This window comes from Nocardia amamiensis, from assembly GCF_015477605.1.
GTDB classification, from domain to species: Bacteria; Actinomycetota; Actinomycetes; order Mycobacteriales; family Mycobacteriaceae; genus Nocardia; species Nocardia amamiensis_A.
This window is the reverse complement of the sequence record NZ_JADLQX010000018.1, coordinates 78,175-98,350: the sequence shown is the minus strand read 5'-3', so window position 1 is coordinate 98,350 and position 20,176 is coordinate 78,175. Positions and strand designations below refer to the sequence as shown.

Genomic DNA, 20,176 nt, shown 5'->3' with positions numbered 1-20,176 from the left:
CTGCGCGGCAGGAAATTCCGGCAACCTGGCGAAACTGGAGCAATGGTTCAACCAACCCCCTGGCAAGTGTCCGAAGCGCGAGACCGCCGCAGCCGCGGCGCCGATCACCCGGCACGCGGCGCGACACGACGACGGGGGCTGGGTCTTCGATCGAGCTGGGGCTTTCTGTGCAGCGCCGTCGCGAGCGCGGTCGGTTTCGTCCTGCTGTTTCAACCGTGGATCGTGGCTTCCGGAAGTGGTGGAACGGTGAGCTCCAATGCGTTCGGCCGGATCGACGGGTTCACCGATGGCTTCGACGCGTGGTCGGCGTCGAAGCTGCGTGAGGTGAACGTCGTCGGTGGCTGGGGCTTGGTGGCGAGCGCCGCGATGGTCATGACCGTGGTCGCGGTCGCGGCGCATGCGCGGCTGCGCACGAAAGCGCTCGCGTGCCTGGTGATGGGTTCCAGTGCGGCCGTGGCGATACTGGTGCTCATCACGCTGATGTACCTCGATGGCAAGGGGGCCGAACTGCGCATCCTGATCGATGAGGGTGAAGGCTTCGGCTCGGGGCTGCTCCGGCTCCTCGATGGCAAGGAGGCGACCAGGCCGGGGGCGGACGGGCGCCGGATCAGCAGTGCCAACTTGACGCCGGTGGCCTTGGCCGTGGGCGTGCTGACCTCCGGCGCCGCGGTGGCCGCGCTGGCGCACGGCACCCGCCGCTACGGCATCAGCCCGATGCAGGCGTTGTGGCGGTTCGCCACTCCGGAGCCCGAAGCGCCGGCGCAACCGGAGGCCGTCGCCACGGAGCCGCGACCGGCTGCGCGGCCGACCGCAGCGAAGAGCGATCAGGTGCTGTGGGATGAGCTGGTGTTCGACGATGACCTGGTCGCGAATGTGACCTGGGTGCGGAATCCGGCGAACCCACTGGAAGGCAACAGCTCCGGGCACCGTTCGACGACCCCCGAGCCGGTACTCACCCGTTAACTGCCTGATATTGCCGCCCCGATGCCGATTCTGGCGGCGGGGCGGCATTCGCCGCTCACCGCGGTACCAGTACGCACGATCGGTGAACCAGTCATAGCCGGGTGCCGTTGACCACGAATGCCACAGCGATGTTGCCACGTGTGGCGTTGGAGTACGGGCAGACCTGATGGGCCGTCTCGACCAGCTCGACCGCCTGTTCGCCGCTGACCGAGGGCAGCGATATCCGTAGTTCGACGCCGAGCTGGAAGCGTCCGCCGTCGATCGGGATCAGTGCGACCGACGAGTCGATCTGCGCATCGTTCGCCTCGAGCTTGCCGCGCCGCCCGACCAGGGCGAGTGTCGTGCCGAAGCATGCGGCGTACCCGATCGCGAAAAGTTGCTCGGGGTTTGTGCCCGCACCATCGCCGCCCAGTTCTTTGGGTTGCCGCAGGTCCAGGTCCAATCGCCCATCGGATGTGCGCCCGTGCCCATTTCTGCCTCCAGCGACGTGCGCCTCTGCCGTGTATAGCGCTGTGGTCATTGTTGAACTCCCTTCCAGGTAACAGATCAGAACTTGGCACTTCTAAATCAAGAAGTCAATACTTTAGTATCCGAAACAAGATGATCGGAGACACGATGCTGAATGTCGGCTATCTGCTGCCCACCCGCGACCAGTCCGTACAGGGTGTGCACGAACCGAGAGCGCTCATCGCGCAGGCACAGCGGGCCGAGGAGTTGGGGTTCGACTCGGTCTGGGCAGGCGACAGCCCCGTCACCAGGCCGCGCGCGGATCCACTGCTGCTGTTGGCGGGCGTCGCTCAGGCCACCGAGCGTGTCGCGCTCGGCACGGCTGTGCTCTTGCCGGCGCTGCGTCATCCGATCCTGTTGGCGCACCAACTCGCGACCCTCGACCAACTGTCGACGGGACGCTTGATTGTGGGTATGGGCGGCGGGTTCCCCAACCCGAACACCCGAGCTCAGTTCGCTGCGATCGGCATCGGGTTCCGCAGTCGCGTCAGCCGTTTGGAGGAGTCCATCGCGGTCATGCGACGGCTGTGGTCGGGAGAGGCGGTCTCGTACCGGGGTGAGCACTTCGCCTTCCAGGACGTGGGGCTCTCGCCTCTACCGTCTCGCCCGGGAGGGCCGCCGATCTGGCTGGCCGGAAGTGGCAGCGCGGCACTGCGGCGCGTGGCTCGCCTCGCCGACGGCTGGCTCCCATACCCGGTCACGGCAACCAGCTACGCGGAGGACCGCGAGTCCATCGAACGGGCGACGACGCGGCCGGTGACCCCTGCCCTGTACGCGACGCTCTGCCTGGACGAAGACCCCGGACGGGCGCACCGACGCCTGCGCGCGAGTATCGAGCGCTACTACAACGCCCCATTCGAGTTCATCGCGTCGATCCAGGCACTGTTCGCCGGTAGCGCTCGCGACGCCGCCGACTGGCTGAACGGCTACGTCACCGCCGGCGCCCGCGACCTGGTGATCCGCCTGGCCACCGAGGACCACAACACCGGCATGGAGGAATTCGTGGACCGAGTCATGCCCCTGCTGCGCAAGGAGAATCACCAGTGACCACGTTCGTTCTCGTGCACGGCGCCTGGCACGGCCCCTGGGCCTGGGACCGCGTCCTCCCGTTGCTGCACGCCGCCGGGGCGCGCGCTCTCACTCCGGATCTCGGCGCAGGTGGCGACCGCGGGCTCCACGACCACGCCGCCGCTGTCGTCGCAGCCCTCGATACCGTCCCCCGAGACGACGAACTAGTGCTGGTCGGGCACAGCTACGCGGGTCTGGTAGTCCGGGAAGCAGCCGACGCGCGGCCCGACGCCGTGGACCACGTCGTGCTCCTGGACGGTTGGGCAGGAGGCGACGGTGCCAGTATGTTCAGTTTGGCTCCCGCCCCCTTCGTCGAAGCAATCCGAACCGCGGCCGCGACATCCGGTCGTGGAGTGGAGATCCCGGCACCATCCCCGATCGCGTTCGGCGTCGCCGACACCGACGCCTCGTCCTGGCTCACCGCACGTCTGCGTCCGCAGCCGCTGCGCACGTTCACCGAGAGCACTCGCTTGACCGGAGTCGTCGACCGGATTCCCGGAACGGCCATCTACTGCCGACCGCAGACCTACCCCTTCGACCGATTCGGCGAGGCCGCGGGATACCGGACCCTCGCAATGAACGGCCCGCACGACATCATGCTGACCGACCCAGAAGCACTGGCCGACATCCTGCTGACGTTGTTCAACAAGCAGAAGCGTGAAATCTAGAATGATGAAGTGGATCAGCGAACGTACAACCAGTACTGCGCGACCGCGCGCACCCTCGATCTCGTCGGCGAGCGCTGGACGCTGTTGCTGATCCGCGAACTGCTGACCGGACCCAAACGGTTCAGCGACCTGCAGGCAAGCCTCCGCGGCCTCGGCACCGGTCTCCTCGCCGCTCGCCTGAAACATCTGGAACGCGAAGGGCTCGCGCGGAAAATCACCCTTCCACCACCCGCTCGCACGCCCGCCTACGCCCTTACCGAGGCCGGCGAGGAACTCGGGCCCACCATCCTTGCTCTGGCCCGGTGGGGGTTGAAATGGGCGATGGGTGAACCGGACCCCGCCGAAACTTTCCAGCCGGGCTGGGCGGTCCTGGGTCTGCGAGCCTGCTTCGATCCGCAGGCCGCCGCCGGACTGAGCGCGGTGTACGAATTCCGCATCGACGACGAAATCTTCCACGCCCGGATTGATGACGAGACGATCGAGACACTGCACGGACCTGCTCAGCACCCCGACGCGATCATCACCATGAGCGAGGCGGCGTTCCTCCGCCTGACCAGCCAAACCCTGACCCTCGCCGAGGCGATCGAAACCGGTGCCGCATCCGCGAGTGGTGACGGCGAAACGCTGCGCAGGCTCAAAGGTCTGTTCCGCCTGCCGTCACCGCGCACCCGAAAGGCAGCGGAACAAGACCGGGCTGACGAGGCAATTCAACGGACTCAGCGCGCTCGAACGCCGAGAACCGCGAGTTGAACTCGGTTGGCTGCGCCGGTTTTGGTCATCAGGTTGGTGATGTGGGTCTTCACGGTGGTGACGCCGAGATGCAGGCGCTCGGCGATCTCCGCATTGCCGAGACCATCGGCGACGAGTGCGAGTACCTGCGTCTCCCGAGGAGTCAGTCCCTGCGGTGCGCGCTGATCCGGATGCTCGGGTGGGCCAGGCCGGTGTTGCGCCAAGGCTGAGTCCACGACGCGGCGCAGGACTTCGGGCGAGAACGGGTGGTCACCGGCGGCGGCGCGGTGGATGCCATGGAGCAGTTCGGCCGGTGCGGCGTCTTTGACCAGGAATCCGCAGACGCCCGCGGCCAGGGCTGGATAGAGGTGATCGTCGTCGTCGAAGGTGGTCAGTGCGATGACCCTGGTGGCGGGGTGGGCCGCGAGAATGGCGGCGGTGGCCCGGATTCCATCCATCCCCGGCATGCGCAGGTCCATGAGGACGACATCGGGGCACAATTGCTCGGCGAGGCGCACGGCGTCCGTGCCTCCGGCGGCCTCACCCACCACCTCGAGTTCATCGTCGGTCTGACAGAGCATGCGCAAACCGGCACGAACCAGCTGCTGGTCGTCGACGAGCATGACACGCACCGTCACGAGCTCACCCGCCCGCGCAGCGGAAGACGCGCGGCGAGCAGCCACCCCGGGCCGGAAGGCCCGGCGGTCAGCTCGCCGCCCAGCAACTCCACGCGCTCGCGCAGCCCGATCAAGCCGAGGCCATGATCGCCCGGCTCTCGACGATCCTCGTCGTGTCCAGCGGTCGCCACCTTCGACCGTGCCGGCGCCGGACCGGCGCGAGAGCCGCTGTCGCTCAACGAGAAATCGACTTCCTCGCCGTTGTGCACGCTAATGGTGAGCGTGGCTGACGTTCCCGGCCCGGCGTGCGCGACGATGTTCGCGATGCCCTCCTGCGTCAGCCGCAGCAGCGTGAGCGCCAGCACCGCATCGACCACGGTGACCTCGTCGTCCACCGTGGCGGTCACCGTGACATCCAGCCGGCATGCGCGAGCCACGACCGCGTCGAGCGCGGCGGGAAGGTCCGCCGGTGCGGTGAAGGAATCGCCCGCCATCGCGGGATCACGCAAGATCGCGACGAGCCTGCGCAGGTCGGCGAGGGTTTCTTTGCCGCTGGCGTGGATGTCGTCGAGCACTTCCAGCGTGACGGGCGGCGCGTCGGTCAACGCGTGTCTGGCCACGCCGACCCGCAGCACCGTCGAGGACACGTGGTGGGCGATCAGATCGTGCAACTCCCTGGCGATAGCGGTGCGTTCGAGCGCCCGCGCCGCCGCCACCTCGCTGTCCCGCCGTCGCGCCAATTCGCGGGCCTCGCGCTCGGCGCGCTCGGTACTCTCCCGCGCCGCGCGCAGCAGGCCGCCGATCAACAATGGAGCGCCTGCCATCACGACCGCGCGGTAGCCGTTCGCGGCGAGATCACCGGTCGGGTGCAGTACATACGCGGCGGCTACCGCGCCCGCAGCGGCGAGCGGAGGCCACCCGCCTCGACGTGCCGACAGCTCGACCAGCGTGACCGCCGCCGCGACCTTGGGCACCACCGGGCCGGTGTCGCCGAACTCGAAGCCGAGCAACAACAGAACCGCCACGATCAGCGCGGTGGCCAATGGCCAGCGCACCCCCACGGCCGCGACGACGACCGCGGTCATCGCGATCGTCCAGTCCACCGCGCTCGCGTCATCGACCAAGAAGAGCAGGCACCCGACGGCGGGCACCGCCAGAAGAATGAGCCGGACCGGAACGAACCGCACGTCGAACCCGGACTCGACGCCGCGGGACACACCGGGGGCTTTCCACATGCTGACCATCATGCCGGGCGACCGCCGCGACACGGTTCCTCCTCGGGAAGGAGACGCCTCATCCGTCCGGTCTACGCGTGATCACCAGGACGCCACCGCAGATGCCTGGATTCGGTCGGACGACGCACCGCCCTTCCAGTCGGCATTCCTCCCCCGGCACGAGCGCGGGTCCTCCTAGCCGCCGGAATCTCGGCCCCGATGGCGGATTCGCGGCAACGGCGACCTCGCGACAGTGGTGCCATGACGAACGAAGCGCAGTACACCCCCTCCGATCCCGCTCATGAGACGGCGCTGCCGCGCCCCAGCCGCCGGAAACTGCTCGGCACGGTAGCGGCCGCGTCGGGTCTCGCGGTCGGTGCGGCCGCGGGCTTGGCCGGAGGCATCGCACTGGGAGCGGATTCGAATCCCCCGGACGCCGCGGTCCAGACGCCACTCGCGGCCTCCGGGCTACGGCGCTTCGAGAACAAGACAGTGCTGATCACCGGAGCGACCTCGGGAATCGGCGCCGCGGCGGCACGATTGTTCGCCGCCGAAGGCGGGCGCGTCGCGTTCTGCGGAAGGCGAACCGAGCGCGGGCGGGCGGTGGAACGCGAGATCCGAGAGGCCGGTGGGGAGGCGACCTACTTCCGGGCGGACGTCTTGGTCGAAGAGGAAGTCCGCACCTTCGTCGACGCGGCAGTGAACACCTACGGCGGACTGCATGTCGCGTTCAACAACGCGGGCATCACGATTCAGAAGAAACTGCACGAGTACAGCGCCGAGGACTTCGACCGGGTAGTGCACACCAACCTGCGCGGAACCTTCTTGGCCATGAAATACGAAGTGCCGCACATGCTTCGGAGCGGAGGCGGCACCATCGTGGTCACTTCGTCGAGCAATGCGCTCGCGACCGACTCCGGTCGCGGCGCTTACACGGCGAGCAAGCGCGGTCTGGTCGGGCTCGTTCAGTCCGCCGCACTCGACTACGCCGCCGACGGCATCCGGGTCAACGCGCTGGTACCCGGCACCACCGACACCGAATTGGTGCGCCGTGCGGCGGGCATGGAGAGCCTGCCCGACGATGCGTGGCAGGTCCTCATGAAACAGTGGGCGGGCAGCAATGTGCCCGGCCTGGGCCGCTTGGCGACGGCACACGAGATTGCGTCCTTCGCCCTCACTCTCGCCTCACCGGAACACCCGTACCTCACCGGGGCGCAGCTCGTCATCGACGGCGGAAAGACCGCGCACGCGTAGGTTCGTCACGGGTTTCCGACCGTCCGTGTGCAGGTGAGTGCGGTCAGCGGAACAGGCCCGCGTGTTCGACAGCCCACTCGTCGAATGTGCGTGGCGGTCGCCCGATGATCTCTTGGACGCTGGGCCGCTGGTCGCGGGTCCATTGCGTGAGCGCCGCCAGGTGGATCGTGTACTCCTGCAATGCGTAGAGCGTGACGTCGATCGCACCGGGTGGCCAACCGTTGCGGCGCCAGATCGCGCGGCTCTGGTCCGGTGTGAGTTCGACGTGGCCGACGTCCCGCCGGATTGCCCTGGCGATGCTGAGAATTCGGGCACGGGTGCTCAGCGGTGGGCCTACGGCTTCGATGACGGTGCCGGTGTAGTTGTCGGTGGTCAGTGCGGCCGCCGCGACAGCGGCGAGGTCATCCTCGTGAATGAAGGGGTAGTGGCCGGTATCGGCGAACGCCTCGCGAACGACGCTGTCAGCTCCGATCGTGTCCGGCCAGTCCGAGCCTGTGGCGGGGTAGGTTCCCTCGATGGCGGACCCCATCACCGCGGAGGGGCGGATGTGAGTCCACGCGATTCCGGAGCGCTCCACGGCTCTTTCGATCACGAGCCAGAACCAGGTCTCGGGCGGGTATTCCTGCTCGTATTCGGGTCCGTGCGAGGAGAGCAACGCGATCCGGCGCAGTCCGGCCGCGCTCGCCAGGGCGAGAACGTCCTCCACCGTGGACGGGATCGCGCCGGCAAGGAACATCGCCTCGACACCGGGCAATGCCGTGGCGCAGTCCGAGGGTGAGGTAATGGACCCCAGCAAGAGTTCGACGTCCGCCGGCCAACCTTCGTCCTGGCCGGGCTCGGTCAGCACACGCACCCTGGCTCCGGCGGCCAGCAGTCGGCGCGCCAGGCTTCGGCCGACGATTCCGGTCGGACTGGCGCCTTCGCGTTTGCGAGGGCAAACGGCCGTCACCAGGTAGAGACTATTCGTTTCCGGTGCGGCAGAGTCGAATTGGCGCATGGCAAGATCCTCCGTCGTAGTCGGCTGGAGATCTTGCGCCTGATCGGATTCGACGCGGCGGATTCTCGGCCGCCGCGCTGATCGCGGAATCACGGTTGCGGATCTGGCCTGACACTAGCAGCTACGACGTCGAGTACGCACCCGGCCGCTAGAGCCGGGACATGGCACCGACTGGACGTTCTGGGTCGAGTACCCGTCGGATGGACCGAGCGGCGTTTCACTCGCAAAGGAGGAAGCAGGCCCCGGCCACGCCGTGAAAGGTGACAACCATGAAATTCGCAGTGATCGGCGGTACCGGACGAATCGGCTCCCAAGTGGTGCGGAAGCTGACCGCGGCCGGACACGAGGCCGTCCCCGCGGCACCGTCCACCGGGGTCGACCTGATCACAGGAAAGGGCCTCGACCGGGCGCTGGAGGGCGTCTACGTCGTGGTCAACCTTGCGAACTCGCCGACCTTCGACGAGGCATCCCTGGACTTCTTCCGCACCTCCATGCACAACTTGCTCGCCGCAGGAGAGCGGGCCGGTGTCCGGCACCAGGTCGTCCTCTCGATCGTCGGGGTGGACCAGGTGCCCCAGCTGGACTACTACCGGGCCAAGACCTTGCAGGAGGACCTGCTCCGGCAGGGACCCACGCCGTACTCCATCGTGCGCGCCACCCAATTCTTCGAGTTCATGGACGCCGTCTTCGCCGACACCTCCGACGGTGACACCGTCCGCCTGCCCGCCACCCGACTCCAGCCGATCGCCGCCGCGGACGTCGTCGACGCCGTCGTCGAGGTCTCCACCGGCACCCCGCTGCAGGGCATCCGCAACGTCGCGGGTCCGGACGTCTTTCCGCTCGACGAGCTCGGAAGGCTCACCTTGGCCGCACGGCACGACACCCGGACCGTCGTCACCGATGACAAAGCCGGCATGTTCGCCGTCGTCACCGGCGACGTGCTCACCGCCGGACCGGACGCACACCTGGCATCCACGCACTACCAGGACTGGCTCCAGAACGCCTAGTCGAATGTGTGTGGCGGTCGCCCGCCCGCCGCCGTCATTCTCGGCCGAGGTGTCGGCGATGGTCGTCGGTGAGCGCCAGCGGCGGGACGTATCGACTCACCAGCGTGCGATGCCACCGAGCTCGGGTGTGAACCAGCTCCCGGGGCGTGGTGAAGCGTAGCGGCGGGTCCGGTTCGTCAGCCCTGAACGTGACGACCAGATCGCCCGCCGCGCCGCGAAGGGCTCACGCGGCGGGCGGCCACCGGTGTTCGATGCCGAGGCCTACAAGCAGCGCAACGTGGTCGAGCGCTGCTACAACCGGCTCAAAACAATTCCGGGACCTGGCCACCCGCTATGCCAAACGCGCCGCCTACTACCAGGCCGAACTCACCATCGCCGCCATCATCCTCTGGCTCCGGTGACTTACAGGACAGAACCTAGCCGCCGGGATGCTCTCGGTCGTCCACTTCAGTGGATGACCCCTCCCTGGCCGGCTTTCCCGATAATCCGCGAACTCATTCGGCGGCTCGGCACCCGCTTGGGCATCGACGTCCCGGCCGCCATCATCTGGGATGCCCCACAGCAGAACTGCTGGCCGCCGAACTGTGCGCTCGCTTCGCACCGGTGAGGTCCGCCCGTACGCTGTGCTGGTGTCTGAACAGGTAGTCGAGCCGATCGTGATCGACATAGCACAGGGTGTCCGGAGGAAGGCTTCGGCAGGTGTGCTTGTCGCAGGGCAGTTCGGTCTGTTCGCCGTGGTCAGTGCGATGACCGGCAAGGTGTCGGGCGGGTCGCGCTGCGGAAGCCGCCGCTGTTGTCATCGGGGCCGTCCTGCTGGTTATCGCGGTTGTCGGGTTACTGCTGTGGCGAACGATAACGCGTCCACGCCAACTGATCGTCGATAAGTCCGGCATCCGCTGGGAAGATCCGCAGGGACGCCATTGGCGGCCGGGTGGGGTGAGCTGTCGGCGATCTCGGTGTCGCGAACGGTGAACCAGCGCCCTAAGTTGCTCCCACCTGATGTCATGGTCCGGCTCGACCTGTTCCCCGCGGATGCGGGTTTCCTGGTTCGGCATCCGGAGATGGAGCACCGGTGGGAATTTCACAGGGTCCGCGGCGGCTACCGGGTGCCGTTGGGACAGGCGGGCGAGCTGATTCCCCGGCTGGACGCGGCCATGCGGCACTGCGCGGGAGCGCGCTACCAGGGAATACGCGACGAAGGATGCACGGTCGGCTTGTTCTGACAAGGACCAGAACGGATGCCGGTCAGGTGGGCATCACGGCAGCTCGGGAAATTCGCCTGTCGGTCACGTCGTCAGTGGCTCGGTGACGCGGCGGACCGGCCGGATGCGGATGCCGAATTCCGGTCGCAGATTCACCGACGCCAGCGGCACCACCGGGTGGGCGTCGTCGAGTTCGAGGCGGAAACGTTGCACCGTCATCGCCAGGATCAGCACCATCTCCGTCATCGACATGTCCTTGCCCAGGCAGATGCGTGGACCGCCGGAGAACGGGAAGAACGCGAACTTGTGCCGCTCGGCCACCGCTTGGTCGGTGAAGCGCTCCGGACGGAACTGCTCCGGGTCGTCCCACAGCCGCTTGTCGCGGTGAATGTAGTACATGCACAAGGTGACTCGCGCACCGGCCGGGACGTGGTAGCCGCCGATCTCGTCGTCGTCGATCGGCGTGCGCTCCACGATCCAGGCGGGCGGATACAGGCGCATCGTCTCCTCGATGACCATGCGGCAGTAGCTGAGCTGCCCCAGATCGGCGAAGGTCGGGGCCCGGTCGCCGATCACCGAGCGCACCTCCTCGGCCAGCCGTTCCTGGACCTCCGGGTGCGTGGCGAGCAGGTAGCACGCCCACGACAGCGCGTTCGCCGGGGACTCGTGGCCCGCCACCAGCAGGGTCTTGATCTCGTTGAGCAGATCTTCCTCGCGCATGCCCTGCCCGCCCTCGTCGCGGGCGCGCACCAGCGCGGTGAGCACGTCGGTGGTGTCGGCGCCATGGCGGCGTTCGGCGATGAGATGCCGTACCACGTCGTCGAGTTCGCCGACCTTGCGCGCGACCCGCCGCGCCTCGGGCGTCGGGAAGGACTGCGGCAGTTTCACCGGCGCGTTCACCCGCTTCATGATGAACGCGAACGCCGCCCGCATCGCGTCGGTCACCTGGGTGGTGTCGGTAGACAGATCGATGCTGAACAGGATTCGGCCGGTCACCGCGAGCAGCAGCTTCACGTAGTCGTCGTAGATGTCGCGGAACTCCCCGGCGGCGGCGTCCCAGTTGTCGAGCATCGCCGCGGCGCTGTCGGTGATGTCGTCGGCGAAACCCTTGACGTGCGAGTGGGAGAACGCCGGTGAGATGAGTTTGCGCTGCTTGCGCCAGTACTCCAGGTTGTTGGTGGTGAGCTGCCCTTCGCCGAGCAGGATGCTGAACTCGTCGTAGATGGGGCTCTTGCGGTAGTTGGTGTAGTTGTCCTTGAGCACGTACTCGGTCATCGCCGGGTCCGCGACGAGGTAGACCAGCATCGGGCCCGCTTTGACCCGCACGACGTCGCCGTAGCCGTCCAGCAGCTCGCCCACCGTGGCGAGCGGGTTCTTCGCCAACTTCGGCAGCATGCGTCCGGTTTCCACCAGACTCGGTCCGGGTGCTTTCATGGTCCGACCTTTCACTTCAACAGCTTGGCGTGCTTGCGCAGCTGGTTCACGTAGTCCTGTTTCTCTACCACCAGCGGGTACTGGTCGGCGTGGTAGAGCCGCAGCCCGGCATACAGGTCGGGTTGGCGGCCCTGAGTGGCGCGGTCGAAGCGCGCGACCCGCTGCGGATCAGCCGCTTTCGCACCGAGATACTCGGCGACGAGGTCGGCTTGCTTCTCGTACACGTCCCAGTGCGAGCCGATCGGCCGCACCATTCCGACCACGAACAGGTCGCGGGTGTGCGGCGGAAAGATGTTGAGGTACAGGTCCGGTCGCAGGTTACCTTCGGCCCAGTTGAGGTGGGCGCGGTCGACAACCGGATAGTTCGGCACGAACCCGGTCGCCAGCAGCACCAGATCGACCTTCTCCTCGGTGCCGTCGGCGAAGGTGACCCGGTCGTCATCGATCGCGGTGACATCGGGTTTAGGGGTGATGTCGCCGTGGGTGTAGTAGTGGTGCAGCTGGTCGCCCAGCATCGGGATCACGATGCCCTCGTCGAAGTCGGGCACCGGAAGCCCGAACGTGCGGGACCGGCCGCGCAGGTACCCGAACAGCCGCTCGAAGGCCCGCTTGCGCAGCGGCCGCCACATCCGGCCCTGCAACATGCTGTCGGTCGGGCGGCCGAGCATATATTTGGGCATGCAGTAGAACCCGCGTCTGCTGCTGTGCAGGGTCAGCGCCGCGTTCACCGCGCAGTCGGACAGGATGTCGGCGGCCGACTGCCCGGCGCCCACCACCAGTACGCGTTTGCCCAGCACTTGTTCGGGATGGCGGTATTCGCTGGAGTGCAGCACGGGCACGGTGCTGGTACCGGGAATGTCGATGCTTCGCGGGGTGCGGTCGTGCCCGGTGGCGATGACGACTCCCGCGTAGGCGCGCTGGTCGCCGTCGGCCAGCGTCACCGTCCATCCGTCGTCCGCGGGCTCGATCCGCTGCACCGCGGTGTTCAACCGGATGTGCGGCCACAGATCGTATGCGTCGGCGTAGGAGTGCAGATACCGCAGCACGAGCTCGTGCCCGGGGTAGTCGGGATAGTCCTCGGGCATCGGGAAACCCGAAAAAGCTTGGACGCCTTTGGAAGCGATGACATGCGTGTTGTGGCTGACCGGTGAGTCCGCCCGCCGCGCGTCCCAGATCCCGCCGATCCCGTCGGCTGCCTCCAGGACCTCGAATTCCAGGCCGCGCGCGGCGAATCCGCGGGCGGTCGCCAATCCGGCCGCGCCCGCGCCGATGACGCAATAAGTACTCATGCCGCAGCCACCCGTTCGGTCTGGGGCTCGTCGGTGCGCGGCGCCGGGTCCGGTTCGGTTCCCGCGCTCGCGCGCCAGGCCACCACGAAACAGGCGACGTAGATGGCCGTCTGTCCCACCAGCGTGAAGTAGACGTTCTCGTTGTAGACCGCCACGACCAACCAGGCCACGGTGAGCAGCGCGACGGTGCGTGCGCCGCCGCGCATCAGCCCGGCGTACACCGCGAGCATCCACACCGCGCCGACGGCGATGTACACCCACGGACCGAACGGGGCGCGGAACGACGCCAGCGTCAGCACCGCCAGCCAAATGGCCAGCTGCTCGGCGCGAAACCGCGGCCCCTGCGCGCCCGCGGCCACCCGCCGGTGGATGCGGACCGCGGTGACCGCCACCAGGATCAGCAGCAGCAGGGTGTAGACGTTGGTGATCAGGCGGGCTGGACCGGTCGGGTCGCCGATGTCCCAGCCGATGATCTCCGCCTTGTACGGCAGCCCGAACGGCGAGTAGTTGACCAGCTGGTTGGCCCGTTCCACCAGCACGAACTGGTGGAACTCGCCGCTGGCCAGCCGCTGCCAGGTGCCGTCGGACAGGAAGTTCCGCCACGGCTCCCAGCCGAAGATCGCCAGCGTCGCCGCCGAATACAGGCCGCAGAACGCCGCGGTCCACACCGCGGGCCGCCAGCGCCGCTGCACGAGCAGATAGACCAGCAGGATCGCCGGGGACACCTTGGCGATGATCGCGAACGCCAGCGCCGCACCGCCGAAGACATTGCGCTGCAGATGGAACAACACCATGGCGCCCGCCGCGCCGACGTAGAGCACCAGCACGTGGATGTTGCCGATCTGCAAAGTCGCCAGAGTCGGCAGGCTGATCCACACCACCGGCGTCAGCGCGGCCAGCACCGCGCCCTGCCTGCCGCCGATCCAGCGGGCGATGGCGAACATGGCCACCAGCACGATCGCGACGTACAGCGAGTACCACAGTGCGCGCAGGGTGGCGAAATCGTGGCTGAACAGCAGCAGCAACCGCGGCAGTAGCAGGAACGGCGGCGGGTACAGGTAGGCGTCGCGATCCTGCGGGGCCACGCTGGGCAGCACCGAATCCGCCTGCGGCGATTCGTACCGGTGCCGGTCGTACAGACTGGCGGGTTCGTGCTCGGCCATCAGCGCCCCGCTGATGTAGCCGGACAGATGGGACTTCTTGACCAGGAATTCGTCGTCGGCCGACAGGGAGGCATCGACGTTGTCGGCGTCGAGGATGAATTGCGTCAGCCGGGCCAGCACTGCGACGACGAGCAGGACGGCCACGCTCCACAGCACACGCACCACGATCGGCTTGCTCCGCACCACCTCCCGCCACTCCGCCGGGACGGTCGGCACGAACAGCACGAAAAGCACTGCCGCGCAGATTATTCCGAGCAACGCGGTGATCGGCCCTGGTAGGCCGGTGAGCGCGAGCACGATCATCACGACGGGGACGAGAATGCCGACCACGAACACCGCGTACATCGCGGCGTAGTAGTCGAGCGAACCCCGGAAGCGGGTCCATGTCCTGGATATCATCTGCAACCTACGGCTTTCGGTTCCCGCGCCGCCCCGGCTCGGGGCGGCGCGGCTGGTCTCATCTTGTCGCTGCCCCGGCGGCCAGCAGCGGAATCACCTGCGCCACCACGTCCTGCGCCGGGGGCGCGGCGCGCAGGTCGGAGCCGATCCGCTCGGCGGCCGCGCGGAAGTCGGGTTCGCGCAGCAGCGTGCGGATCGATGCGGCGAGTGCTTCGACGTCGCCCTGGGCAGCCGGAGTCTCGGCGGCCAGGCCCGCGCCTGCACGCACCAAGCCGCGGGCGTAGTCGAACTGGTCGAACATTTGCGGCAGCACCAGCTGCGGCAGGCCGAACCAGCCCGCGGTCAGGCCGGTGGTCGAGCCGCCGTGGTGCACCAGCAGATCGCAGCCCGGCAGGAACAGGTTCAGCGGCACCTCCTCGACGACCCGCACATGGTCGGGCAACTCGCCGACCGCGGCACGGTCGTGCGCCGACAGCGCCACGATCACCTCGGCGTCGGCCACCTCGCCCAGCGCCGCCAGCACCGACTCCAGCGGCCGCGGACCGGTCAGGCTCAGCGTGCTGCCGCCCATACAGACCGCGATTCGCTTGCGGCCGTGGTCGTTTCGGTGCCACGTCGGCAGTACGCCGGTGCCGTTGAACGGGACGTAACCCACCGGGATGCTCGCCGCCGCGTCCGGCGCCTGCAACCGCGGCGGGCAGATGTCGAGTATGGCGACCGGGTCGGCCAGCCGGGTGCCGTTCTCTTCGGCCAGCGCGGCGGTACGTTCGGTGAACGGGCCGCCGGTGGGGTCGATGCCCCAGCGGTGCACGAGGACCGGCAGATCCAGTTCCGCTCCCAGGGCGCGGCCGATGGTGGCCAGCGGGTCGGTGAGGATCACGTCCGCGCCCCAGTCCCTGGCCACCGCGGCGAACGTCTCGAGGTACTGGCCGGCGTGGTTGTGCCAGTTCTGCGCGGCGATCTGCCACAGGCCCTGCCCGCTGGGCTGGTCGCGGTCGGCGAACAGCGGAAGGGGGAACATGCCCTCGTTCACTTTGGCGCGCAGCTCGTCCATCGGCACGTTCAGCGCGGTCAGCTCGACGGCGTTCAACCCCGAGCGAAGCGCCGTCGCGGTCACGTCGTCGCGCGAGGCGACCAGCACCTCGTGACCGGCCAGCCGCAGCGCCCAGCAGAACGGCACCATCGCCAGCAGATGCCCGGACGAAGGCACCGGCACCACAAGAAACTTCATCGATTCACTCCTTCGGCTTCATCCACTCCATCGGATTGGTGTGCCGAGGCACCCATGATGGAGCCGATTGCTCGGCGTTGCGGCGCTTTTCGATCACCACGATGTTGTGGTAAAAGTGCAGCGCCCCGATCCAGTCGTCGAACTCGCCCGCGGCGCGGCCGGAATCCTTTTCGAATTCCTGCTGGTGCAGGGCGTCGACGAGGGTTTTCAGGTAGCCGACCGTGGTCGCCGGGTCGTCGGTGCTGGTGCTGCTTCCGCCCCAGCCGGACCAGTAGGAGGTCTGGGTGTCCTCCACCACGTATAGTCCGCCGGGCCGCACATGCGCGAACAGCGCCCGGAACGAGGCGATCACGTCGCCGCTGATGTGGCTGCCGTCGTCGATGACGATGTCGAACGGGCCGAGCGAGCGGCCGAGTTCGTCGAGGAACGCCGCATCGCCCTGGTCGCCCTGCAGCGGTTGCAGCCGGGGTTCGGCGATGCCGGACTTGTCGAAATAGTCCAGCCCGTACACGAGGCCGCGGCGGAAATACTGCTTCCACATGCGCAGCGACGCGCCGCCGACATTGGGCGCGGTGTATCCGCCGATGCCCAGTTCCAGTACCCGCACCCGGCTGTCGCGCAGCGGGGCGAAGTGCCGCTCGTAGTGCTGGGTGTACCAGTGCCCGCCCCACTTGTCCGAACCGAACTGCAGCGACAGCGCGTTGAGGTCGTAGTGGTTGGGGCGGCAGGCGGTGACGATCCGGTCGGCGGCGACGGCGGCGGCGTCGCGGGCCAGCCGCCACGGGTCGTCGGGGGCGAAGCTGGCCGGCCCCGGTTCGTCCTTGATCGCGATGGCGCGGGTGCCGATGGCGGCGTCGGGCGGGCCGTAGACCGCGCGCAGCAGCTCCACCAGATCCTGGCGCACCACCAGCCACGGATCTTCCAAGGCGCCGGGGGCGATGGCGGGTTCGTCGGCGCCGAGGGTGAGCAGGTAGTCCAGTTGCTTGCCCTCATGGGTCAGCTCGAACACCGCGGTGACCGGCTGCCCGGGGCGGGTGCCGTGACCCGCGCGCCAGGCGATCTCCTCGAGCACCGCCTCGGCCACGGCCTCGGTGCCGATCTCCCCGATGCGCGCGGCGGTCTCCTCGTAGACGCCGTCGGCGATCGCGATCAGGTGGGCGGCGAGGACATTCTCGTCGTTCAGGTTCACGTCATCCATCCGTTCCGCCGGTGCGCACCGGCTTCGATTCCTCCACCAGGCGCACGCCCTCGGCGACGAGCATGGCCCGGACCATGCCGCGGAAGTCCACCGATGGACGCCACCCGGTCCGCTGGCGCAGCCTCGTCGCGTCACCCACCAGCGGTTGCCTGCTGCGGGTGAGCATCGAGGAGCGTTCGCGGACATGGTCTTTCCAGTTCAGTCCGGCCATGCCGAACGCGGCCGCGCAGAACTGCGCGACCGTATGGTGTTCGCCGGTGGCGACGACGAACTCGTCCGGCTCGTCGAGGGCCAGAATCCGGGTCATCGCCTCGACGTAGTCCGGCGCGTACCCCCAGTCGGCGCCCGCGTCCAGCCGGCCCACCTCGACCACGTCGGTGTCGCCGCGCTGGATCCGCGCGACCGCGCGCGCGATCTTGCGCGTGACGAACTTGTCCGCGCGCAAGGGTGATTCGTGGTTGAACATGATTCCCGCGGCCGCGAACACGCCACGGGCGCGGTAGGCGCGGCAGGCCAGCAGGCCCGCCGCTTTGGTCACGCCGTAGATCGAGTCCGGCGCCAGTCCGCTGTTCTCGTCGCACACCGTCGCGTGGTCGGGTCCGAAGACGTGTGAGGAGGCCGCGTAGAACAGCCGGGTGCCGGTGCGGTGGCGCTCGATCGCTTCCGCGAAGTGCTGCACCGGCAGCGTGTTCACCCGATGCGAGACGCGCGCCAGCTCGTGCGGGTCGCCGTGGTCGTCCTGCGAGGAGTGCTGCACTGCCGCCAGCAGATACACCTGCCGGGGGCGTTCGGTCGCGATCACGTGATCGACGGCCGCCGCGTCGGTGATGTCGACGGGGCCACCGCGGCCGATCCGCAGCACCTGCTCACCGCGCGCGGCGAGCAGGTCCGACAACAATGTGCCGTCCTGCCCCGCCGCGCCCGTGACGACGACGGTCATCTGGAGACCACGTCCAATTCCGGCAGCGGGAACACCAGCCGTCCTCCGGCCGCGCGGAACGCGCTTTCCCGCTCCAGCATCATGGTGCGGAAGTGCCAAGGCAGCACGAAGAACTGGTCGGGAGCCAGCTCGCGTGCCTGCGCCTCGGAGACGATCGGGATCGCGCTGCCAGGGGTGAATTTGCCGAACTTGTCGTCGTTGACCTCCGCGATGCAGGGTAGGTCCTCCGGCCCGATACCGCAGTGTTGCAACACCACATTGCCCTTGGTGGAGGCGCCGTAGCCGAGCGTGCGCAGGCCCGCTTTGCGGGAGCGGTCGAAGAAGTCACGGACCTGCTCGCGATGCTCCTCGACTCGTTTGGCGAAGTCGGCGTAGGGCTGTGGGGTGTGCAGCCCGAGCGCGGCTTCCTCCTGACGCATCCGGTCCAGCTCGGCGGCGTCGGCGGTGGACGGTGCGCCCCGCTTGCCCAGCGTGAGAGCGAAGCTGCCGCCGTTGACGGAATTGCGCTCCACTTCCAGCACCACGAATCCGCACCGCCGCGCCATCCACTCGATCTGGTCGAGGGTGTAGTACTCGAGGTGCTCGTGGCAGATGGTGTCGTAGGAGGTGGTGGCCAGCATCGCGGGCAGGTAACTCTGTTCGAGTACCCAGATGCCGTCGTCGGTGAGGCTGTCGTACACCGCCTGCATGAATTCCAGCGGGCTGGGCACGTCGTAGAACATGGCGATCGAGGTGATCACCTTGGCTCGCCGTCCGTCCAGCACCGATTCGACCAGTTCGCGGTTGAAGTATCCGGTCACCAGCCGGACATGCGGTGGATAGAACCGGCGGAACTTCTCCCCCAGCGGGTCGATCCCCACGATGGTCGCCGACCCCTCGGGGTAGGCCCGCAGCAGCGTCGCGTCGTTGCTGCCGACGTCGATCACCAGATCCTGTGGCGTCAACGACATGCGTTCCCGGATCCTGGCCACCCGGTGCCCCAGGTGATCGATCATCGATCGATTCAACCCGGAGCGGTAGCCGTAACCCGGGGAATACATCTCGTCGAAATCGGCGGTATGGCGCAGCTGCACGAGCCCGCATTCCTCAGGGCCGATGGGCACGCAGCGCACCAACTCCAAGGGGTAGCGCGGCACGGCGGTCGGGTCGGTGGCCGGAAATACTCCGGTCAGCGCCATCGTGCCGAGATCGACGACCGTCTCGAGCCGGGTGTTCCCGCACACCCGGCAGCAATCCACCGCCACTGCTTGCGTCACGCGTTCTCCATATCGTGGGCGACCATCAGTTCGACAAGTTCGGTGAAGCTCGTGCGTGGTTCCCACCCGAGCTTCTTCTTCGCCTTGGTCGGGTCACCGGTGAGATGATGCACCTCGGCGGGCCGGAAGTAGGTCGGATCGACCTCGACCAACACCCGGGAGGTGCGCCTATCGATCCCTTTCTCATCGAGACCCGTTCCCTCCCAGACTAATTCGACGCCCGTCGCGGAGAACGCGGTCTCGCACAACTCGCGCACGCTGTGTGTCTCGCCGGTGGCGATCACGTAGTCGTCGGGTTCGGGCTGCTGCAGCATCAGCCACATCGCCTCGACATACTCCTTGGCGTAGCCCCAGTCGCGGCGGGCGTCCAGGTTGCCGATAAAGAGCTTGTCCTGTTTGCCCTGCGCGATGCGCACCGCGCCGCGGGTCACCTTGCGGGTGACGAAAACCTCGCCGCGCCTGGGTGATTCGTGATTGAACAAGGTGCCGTTGACCGTGTACATCCCGTAGGCCTCGCGGTGGTTCACCGTGATCCAGTACGCGTACAGCTTCGCCACGGCATACGGCGAGCGCGGATGGAACGGCGTGTCCTCACTCAGCGCGACGTCGTGCAAGCCGCCGTACAACTCCGAGGACGAGGCCTGGTAGAACTTGGTCGCGATGCCGGTCTTGCGGATCGCGTCCAGGATGCGCAGCGTGCCGATCGCGTTGGTCTCGGCGGTGAACTCCGGGATCTGGAACGAGATGTGCACATGCGATTGCGCACCCAGGTTGTAGATCTCCGCCGGGCGCACGTCCTCCAGGATGCGGTTGAGGCTGCTGGAGTCCATGAGATCCCCATAGTGCAGGAATAGCCGGCGTTGCGAATGCGTATCGGAATACAGGTGATCGATGCGATCGGTATTGAAATTCGACGCACGCCGGATAATCCCGTGCACTTCGTATCCCTGCTGCAGCAGGAATTCCGTCAGATAAGACCCGTCCTGGCCGGTGATGCCGGTTATCAAAGCTTTTCTCATCAAACCTCCAACCCTGAGACT

At 67.6% G+C, this 20,176-nt stretch carries 20 protein-coding genes; 8 read left to right on the top strand and 12 right to left on the bottom strand.

The window, feature by feature from the left end; translation table 11 throughout:
- The first annotated feature begins 246 nt into the window (after positions 1-246).
- A complete protein-coding gene (locus IU459_RS23420; protein WP_195131715.1) occupies positions 247-963 on the top strand; it encodes a hypothetical protein in 717 nt (238 codons plus the stop codon).
- A 91-nt stretch (positions 964-1,054) separates the two neighbouring features.
- On the opposite strand, the gene IU459_RS23415 is transcribed toward IU459_RS23420, so the two are convergent.
- Positions 1,055-1,483, bottom strand: coding sequence for an organic hydroperoxide resistance protein (locus tag IU459_RS23415; protein ID WP_195131714.1), 429 nt, complete (start codon positions 1,481-1,483; stop codon positions 1,055-1,057).
- Between the two features lie 80 nt (positions 1,484-1,563).
- On the opposite strand from IU459_RS23415, the gene IU459_RS23410 reads away from it, so the two are divergent.
- Genes IU459_RS23410 through IU459_RS39770 form a run of 3 tightly spaced genes read left to right on the top strand, consistent with a single transcriptional unit; the run spans position 1,564 to position 3,956 of the window.
- A complete protein-coding gene (locus IU459_RS23410; RefSeq protein WP_195131713.1) occupies positions 1,564-2,517 on the top strand; it encodes an LLM class flavin-dependent oxidoreductase in 954 nt (317 codons plus the stop codon).
- Positions 2,514-3,206: an alpha/beta fold hydrolase gene (locus tag IU459_RS23405; protein WP_195131712.1), complete on the top strand. Its 693-nt coding sequence runs from the start codon at positions 2,514-2,516 to the stop codon at positions 3,204-3,206. Before IU459_RS23410 ends, IU459_RS23405 begins: the two co-directional genes overlap by 4 nt.
- Positions 3,207-3,215: 9 nt before the next feature.
- Positions 3,216-3,956, top strand: coding sequence for a winged helix-turn-helix transcriptional regulator (locus IU459_RS39770; protein ID WP_195131711.1), 741 nt, complete (start codon positions 3,216-3,218; stop codon positions 3,954-3,956).
- Here the strand turns inward: IU459_RS39770 and IU459_RS23395 are convergent.
- Positions 3,923-4,558: a response regulator gene (locus tag IU459_RS23395; RefSeq protein ID WP_195131780.1), complete on the bottom strand. Its 636-nt coding sequence runs from the start codon at positions 4,556-4,558 to the stop codon at positions 3,923-3,925. The two genes, IU459_RS39770 and IU459_RS23395, sit on opposite strands and share 34 nt — an antisense overlap.
- Before the next feature lie 11 nt (positions 4,559-4,569).
- A complete protein-coding gene (locus IU459_RS23390; protein ID WP_324198999.1) occupies positions 4,570-5,820 on the bottom strand; it encodes a sensor histidine kinase in 1,251 nt (416 codons plus the stop codon).
- Between the two features lie 207 nt (positions 5,821-6,027).
- On the opposite strand from IU459_RS23390, the gene IU459_RS23385 reads away from it, so the two are divergent.
- On the top strand, positions 6,028-7,020 hold the full coding sequence (locus IU459_RS23385; protein WP_195131710.1) for an SDR family NAD(P)-dependent oxidoreductase: 993 nt from the start codon (positions 6,028-6,030) through the stop codon (positions 7,018-7,020).
- Positions 7,021-7,063: 43 nt separating this feature from the next.
- Here IU459_RS23385 and IU459_RS23380 read toward each other — a convergent pair whose 3' ends face one another.
- Positions 7,064-7,969, bottom strand: a complete 906-nt coding sequence (locus IU459_RS23380; RefSeq protein WP_324198998.1) for an NAD(P)H-binding protein — start codon at positions 7,967-7,969, stop codon at positions 7,064-7,066.
- A gap of 317 nt (positions 7,970-8,286) precedes the next feature.
- Between IU459_RS23380 and IU459_RS23375 the strand changes: the two genes are divergently transcribed.
- The 3 genes from IU459_RS23375 to IU459_RS23365 all read left to right on the top strand — a co-directional run bounded on the left by IU459_RS23375 (position 8,287) and on the right by IU459_RS23365 (position 10,247).
- The gene (locus IU459_RS23375; RefSeq protein ID WP_195131708.1) at positions 8,287-9,024 is read left to right on the top strand and encodes an SDR family oxidoreductase; all 738 of its coding nucleotides are present in this window, start codon (positions 8,287-8,289) and stop codon (positions 9,022-9,024) included.
- A 454-nt stretch (positions 9,025-9,478) separates the two neighbouring features.
- A complete protein-coding gene (locus IU459_RS23370) occupies positions 9,479-9,631 on the top strand; it encodes an acyl carrier protein (protein WP_195131707.1) in 153 nt (50 codons plus the stop codon).
- Positions 9,632-9,992: 361 nt separating this feature from the next.
- Positions 9,993-10,247: a hypothetical protein gene (locus IU459_RS23365; protein WP_195131706.1), complete on the top strand. Its 255-nt coding sequence runs from the start codon at positions 9,993-9,995 to the stop codon at positions 10,245-10,247.
- A 63-nt stretch (positions 10,248-10,310) separates the two neighbouring features.
- On the opposite strand, the gene IU459_RS23360 is transcribed toward IU459_RS23365, so the two are convergent.
- From IU459_RS23360 to gmd, 8 genes are read right to left on the bottom strand one after another with little or no spacing between them, the layout of a single operon-like run.
- Positions 10,311-11,660 (bottom strand): cytochrome P450, encoded by a 1,350-nt coding sequence (locus IU459_RS23360; protein WP_195131705.1) that lies wholly within the window; start codon positions 11,658-11,660, stop codon positions 10,311-10,313.
- 11 nt (positions 11,661-11,671) lie between these two features.
- On the bottom strand, positions 11,672-12,949 hold the full coding sequence (locus IU459_RS23355; protein WP_195131704.1) for a flavin-containing monooxygenase: 1,278 nt from the start codon (positions 12,947-12,949) through the stop codon (positions 11,672-11,674).
- Positions 12,946-14,511, bottom strand: a complete 1,566-nt coding sequence (locus IU459_RS23350; RefSeq protein ID WP_195131703.1) for a glycosyltransferase family 87 protein — start codon at positions 14,509-14,511, stop codon at positions 12,946-12,948. Before IU459_RS23350 ends, IU459_RS23355 begins: the two co-directional genes overlap by 4 nt.
- 58 nt (positions 14,512-14,569) lie before the next feature.
- Positions 14,570-15,742, bottom strand: coding sequence for a nucleotide disphospho-sugar-binding domain-containing protein (locus IU459_RS23345; RefSeq protein ID WP_195131702.1), 1,173 nt, complete (start codon positions 15,740-15,742; stop codon positions 14,570-14,572).
- Positions 15,743-15,746: 4 nt separating this feature from the next.
- A complete protein-coding gene (locus tag IU459_RS23340) occupies positions 15,747-16,931 on the bottom strand; it encodes a class I SAM-dependent methyltransferase (protein ID WP_195131701.1) in 1,185 nt (394 codons plus the stop codon).
- A 1-nt stretch (position 16,932) separates the two neighbouring features.
- Positions 16,933-17,880, bottom strand: a complete 948-nt coding sequence (locus IU459_RS23335) for a GDP-mannose 4,6-dehydratase (protein WP_195131700.1) — start codon at positions 17,878-17,880, stop codon at positions 16,933-16,935.
- Positions 17,877-19,136 carry a class I SAM-dependent methyltransferase gene (locus tag IU459_RS39765; RefSeq protein ID WP_324198997.1) on the bottom strand — a complete coding sequence of 420 codons (1,260 nt, stop codon included), beginning with the start codon at positions 19,134-19,136 and terminating at the stop codon, positions 17,877-17,879. Before IU459_RS39765 ends, IU459_RS23335 begins: the two co-directional genes overlap by 4 nt.
- On the bottom strand, positions 19,133-20,155 hold the full coding sequence (gene gmd, locus IU459_RS23325; RefSeq protein WP_195131699.1) for a GDP-mannose 4,6-dehydratase: 1,023 nt from the start codon (positions 20,153-20,155) through the stop codon (positions 19,133-19,135). Before gmd ends, IU459_RS39765 begins: the two co-directional genes overlap by 4 nt.
- Positions 20,156-20,176 lie beyond the last annotated feature (21 nt).